Annotated in this window: 7 protein-coding genes; all 7 read right to left on the bottom strand. The window is 42.5% G+C overall.

Annotation, left to right across the window (positions count from 1 at the left end; all coding sequences use genetic code 11):
- Positions 1-57: 57 nt before the first annotated feature.
- A complete protein-coding gene (locus ETC00_RS19035) occupies positions 58-321 on the bottom strand; it encodes a hypothetical protein (protein ID WP_171567645.1) in 264 nt (87 codons plus the stop codon).
- Between the two features lie 14 nt (positions 322-335).
- The gene (locus tag ETC00_RS20500; protein WP_216369587.1) at positions 336-1481 is read right to left on the bottom strand and encodes a hypothetical protein; all 1146 of its coding nucleotides are present in this window, start codon (positions 1479-1481) and stop codon (positions 336-338) included.
- Positions 1482-1493: 12 nt separating this feature from the next.
- Positions 1494-2138, bottom strand: a complete 645-nt coding sequence (locus ETC00_RS19025; protein WP_171567644.1) for a hypothetical protein — start codon at positions 2136-2138, stop codon at positions 1494-1496.
- A complete protein-coding gene (locus tag ETC00_RS19020) occupies positions 2135-3310 on the bottom strand; it encodes a baseplate J/gp47 family protein (RefSeq protein WP_171567643.1) in 1176 nt (391 codons plus the stop codon). Before ETC00_RS19020 ends, ETC00_RS19025 begins: the two co-directional genes overlap by 4 nt.
- Positions 3300-3656 (bottom strand): DUF2634 domain-containing protein, encoded by a 357-nt coding sequence (locus ETC00_RS19015; protein WP_171567642.1) that lies wholly within the window; start codon positions 3654-3656, stop codon positions 3300-3302. The genes ETC00_RS19020 and ETC00_RS19015 overlap by 11 nt, the downstream gene beginning before the upstream one ends.
- Complete coding sequence (locus ETC00_RS19010) at positions 3653-4081, bottom strand: Gp138 family membrane-puncturing spike protein (protein ID WP_171567641.1); 429 nt, start codon at positions 4079-4081, stop codon at positions 3653-3655. Before ETC00_RS19010 ends, ETC00_RS19015 begins: the two co-directional genes overlap by 4 nt.
- The coding region (locus ETC00_RS19005; RefSeq protein ID WP_171567640.1) for a phage protein at positions 4081-4805 on the bottom strand (725 nt) is incomplete at its 5' end. The genes ETC00_RS19010 and ETC00_RS19005, both read right to left, overlap by 1 nt.

Raw genomic sequence — 4805 nt, 5'->3', positions numbered from 1 at the left:
ACAAAATCGTATGTGTACGCTCCGTCAATGATACGTTGTGCGAGATAAGCCGCCATGTTACATACCTCCTAATAAAAGCTCGTCTAAGGATTGTTGTATAAGTTCTTGTTTTGCTTTAAGTTGTTCAAACTCACTTAATTGAACCATAGGTAAATCTTTAACAAATTTTTCGTTTGACCAAACACCATTTTCATATTTACGGTATAATTTATCTTCATCAAATGAATCAATTTCAATCATTCTATCTGACTCAACTGTATCTGCTAACATCGAAACGCCAATACAAACTCCGTGTTCATTTAATTGGGCATAAAACTTCATGCTATCATCACTCCTTAATTAAATTCCACAACATAAAGAATCGCTTCTCCTTGTCCAGCTGTGTTTCTGACGCTTATTCGACTAGGTGAATTGAAGAAAGCATACCAATGATATCCACGTCCCGTGGATACACTTCCACTCACAGCCGACATATAGGAACCGACTAAAAATGTTTTATTCAAGTTTACCGGGGTAATATTGATATTTGTTGTACCTGTGGACATGAGTACAACTTGCACCACTTGAATAGATTTAATATTTTCCAATTCTACCACTTGGTAACTAACTGTTGTGTAACTAGATGTGTCTGACGTGATTCCTTTCCGCATAACTCTCAAAGTTGTATTATTTATTAGTTTTCCAGTAACTGTTCCGAGGTCAGGGTCATCATATGGTCTTGTTTGGATAGCTTCAACAATAACAAAGCTTTTAGACATATCGACGTTAGAAATCGTAACATCTGCATATGATCCTAATCCTATGGCAACCGCGCCAGACTGAACACTTTTAATACTGGCTCCTGTTAATATTCCATTTACTCCCGTTACTAGCTCTTCGAATGTAGGCACTCCATCCCCATCACTGTCCGCGACTATTCCACCCTTGCCAGTAATGGCGTCGCGGACTTGAATCTTTCCATTACTGACATTTGTAAAAAGCTCATTAACAGCATCGACTAGATTAGTTTTTGCTGTCGTGTTTAATGTAGTTAAATCACCTATTTTTTGACTAGCACTATTCCAAGCTGCTCTTTCTGCTGGTGTAACGTGCTTCGTAGTATCAGCCGAATGTGCAGCAATCGCTGCATCTATTTTTGCTTGTGCCCCTGATGGTGTTTCTGCTCCTACATCAGATGCTGTTAATGTGACAGTACCTGTTTTGTTGTTTACACTTTGCACACCGCCCGCAAGGCTTCCGTCTGCGTTTACGACTTTTCCATCTTCGTTTAATGCGGCATATCCATTTGGTTGCCCTTTTTCTTCTTTGTGTTGAGCGTTTGTGAAAAGCGATTGCAACGCTTTAAAGGTTTTATTGAAAAACCAGTTGAAATAGTCCGCAGGCGGCTTTTGGCTTGGTTGCCAACCGTCATCCTTTAAACTTTGTGGCGGCTCTACTCCTTCTTTATTCCATGTTGGCAGTTGGTTTTGGTCAAAAGGCATATTCTCACTCCTTTACACAGGCAAGTTACTGTCTTCGGAATCAACAAACATTGCTCCTAAATATCCACCGACTGTTCCATTTTCGTCAGCAAATCCTGCTGTGTCGCTGTTTTCAATCGTGGATGGGTGAGAAGCAAAAGCGAATGTCCCTGATAATTCAGTATTCGCTACCCGAACACCCGCCGCCACCGTCTTTTGCACAATTTGAACGAATTGCTTTGGTGACATCCCGACTTCGTTCAGTTTTCGTAGCGGAATCTGAATCAATCCGATAGCGGCTGGCTCTGGGTTGTTTGGGTCGTTGTATAACTCTTGTATCCGTATTTCTTTTGGGTCCGCATTAACCGCAATCGAGATAACGCGGATAATCGTGTCAATCGTACCGTCAGAAAAGTTTCGCGCCACCTTTGAACGTAAAAGAATACGATATATTTCATCCGTTGCCGCTCCGCGCGGTTGTCCAACGTTCATACCTGAATCATCTAATACAGCACCTTCTGCTTTTTCAACATCTCGCCATTCTTCAATACGGTCAAACGTAGTTTTCAATAAGTCTAATTCGTCTGTTAGAATTTTAATGACTTTTCCAATGTTACTTTGTGGGTCTTTCCGATACACATCTGTTAATCGACTCAACATATCCGTAAAGAAGCTCATACGACTTGCACCTCAATGTCTGCATGAGAGATTTGAGCAACTTCGGTAATGTCCATTGTGACGTTGCTTGTTTCTAACGTTTGGCCCTTCACGCCGACAAGCAATTGCACATCGTCCACACCATCGACTTTATAGACTTGGTTAATAAGTTTCGAGAACACTACAGCCTCGCCCATGTTTAAACCGGTGTAGAATGTTCCGTCTGCATCTTCGCCGCCGATATACTTGATTAGCTCCGTTTTTACTTGTTGTACGCCATCACTTGGAAAACGGTCATTCTTTTGTATCGTGAGTTGAATCGCCATCGGCACTTCGGTTGCCCAACTGAATCCAATCGTATGCGGGTAGCCTGCAAGGTCATACACTTGCACTTGTTCTGTTCCGTATGCTTCAATGCCAGCGGCTTTCTTTTGAAAAATCACTTGCGCAATTTCATTCGCATTACCGCCTAACACATAAGTGGATATGCTTTTTGGCGGCCTTCCTGCTGTATCGGGAGTAGATTGTGTGTTTTCGATTACAACAGCGGCACGAACGCCATTAAGTTTTAGGAGTTCTGCTCGAATGGAATCCGTGCTAGTGGAACCTAAACCGGATAAAGTTTGCTGGTACCGTTCTAAAAATTCAGCGTCTGTTTCTCGTTCTCGCCCGCCTGTTGTTGGCGATGGATTGGTCACACTTGTGATGTTTTCATTCGGATTGCTTACAATCGTGATGGTATTCGCGGCAACATTTCCTTTTGTACCGGGTTCTGTACAAACGATGTCACCTGTTCCCACACCGTTTTCATCAAGCGTAACATCTGCAACCAACTCAAACAAAATTCCCTTGTCGGTTTCAAACAGCGTTCCTTCTTCAACGACAAAACCGGGTGTGCCATGTATTTCAATCGTTCCTTGCGCGTGTTGTTCCTGCAAACGGGTGATACCGAATTCCCATGCTTTTCTATCAAGCTGAATCCCTTCCGCTTTGTGCATATAGCCGCTGTTGTATACTTTTTCAGCCACTTCCCATATGGTTGCTAAAAACCAAGCAAACAAACGAATGAGGATACCAAGAAACGATTTCTCGCTTAAATTAGTATCCTCACCGAATAGTTCTTTTGCTTTCAAGGTCATATCATCCACAAGGTCGCTATATCGCTTCCTCTTGAACCCATTTTTATCGAGCAAGTATATTCACCCCTTCCACTTGAAGCGGCTGCCCATCTTCTTTTATGAATGTCGCATCAACCGTAAGCGAACGCCCTTCACGTCTGAAGTATACATTTTCAATTCGTTGTATCCGTTCCTCTTGTGCAGTTGCTTCACTAATCGCGTCAATCGCTAACGCTTCATCGAATTTTTTAACAAGTAAAGGCGAGCGGTCTAATCCGTGTTCACTGTTTAAAAACCATTCTCCTTTGTTCGTCTGAAAAACACTTTGAAGCGATTGTGCTAACTCCTCATCCCCGTCAACCATCACGACATCGCCATTTTCAAACACTAAATCACCGTCAACAATCTTCGGCGCTCTCATTGCAACACCCCCAATACGACTGCGTCTTGCACGCTATGTGTGCGGTGAAATTCGGGGTCAAATGGTTTGTTCGTCAAGTTATCTAGCGCTCGTTCCGCAAAGCCAACCCATACTATGTCACCCGCTCGCAAAAAAGGCGTATACACAAGGTCCTGTTCGACTTGAACCGTTTGTGATACGCCATTGATGATTGCTGTAAAAGGCTGCCCTTTGTTGATTTTGAAACGCTGAAACATGACAGGTACATCTTCAAGCAGTCGATAAGGCTCTTTCGTACCGTCTTTATACACAGTCATAAACAGCAACTGAATATCAGCTCTCTGTTTGTTTTCATCGTATTTCACAACTTTCGCAGGAGCCATCGTGTGAATCGACAATTTAATTTGCCGCGCAAATGCGTCTAAAAACTTTGTATCCTTTGCCATCAGATCACCTCGAATTCAGTGATAAAGTCGTTACCATCCGCTTTGTGCTCACCTTTTTTCACTCGATATTTTCCTTTTACGGTTTTACTGTTGATTTCAATGATACTAGAGGTCGTGATGCGGTGTTGCAACAAGCATTTCACTTTATATCCACGTATTCCGTTTTCCTCGAATGGCTCTGGACTTTCGATTAATCCCGTATCACTGTTTAAGACAAATCGCTCGTCTGTTCCTTCTTTTATACTTCGTATCACCATCTGCCCTCTGCGATAGTACATAGAAGCGCCGCAATCCTTGACGATTTCCTCAAGATGATTAAGGATAAGTCCCGTGACTGTATAGCCGTTCTTATACGTCACGTCTTTTGGTAGCTTCATATAAGCTAACTTGATACCTAGCACACTACACAACCGCTTGATGATGACAGACGCTTTTGTTCCTTTCTTGAACGTGATTTTGTTGCTCTTTTTATCGGTCGATGTTTTTTTATCAACCTTAATCCGTGAATAGTCGTCACCTTCAATCACTTGAATCGTCGTGATTTTATCCACTCCGTCACGGTTTGTTAATACACTTGTGATTTTACCTTTTGCAATGACTCCTACATCACCACGATAGCCCGCTTCGACCGTGCATGTTTCACCGCGTTTGATGCGATTGATTGTATCTTGCGAAAGGTTGAAAATCTCCACTTTTGACACGTTTGGTTTCGGGTCATCATCGA

It is taken from the genome of Brevibacillus sp. MCWH (assembly GCF_013096935.1).
In the GTDB taxonomy this organism is placed as follows: Bacteria; Bacillota; Bacilli; order Brevibacillales; family Brevibacillaceae; genus Brevibacillus; species Brevibacillus aydinogluensis.
This window is presented reverse-complemented; position numbering and strand designations above follow the sequence as displayed.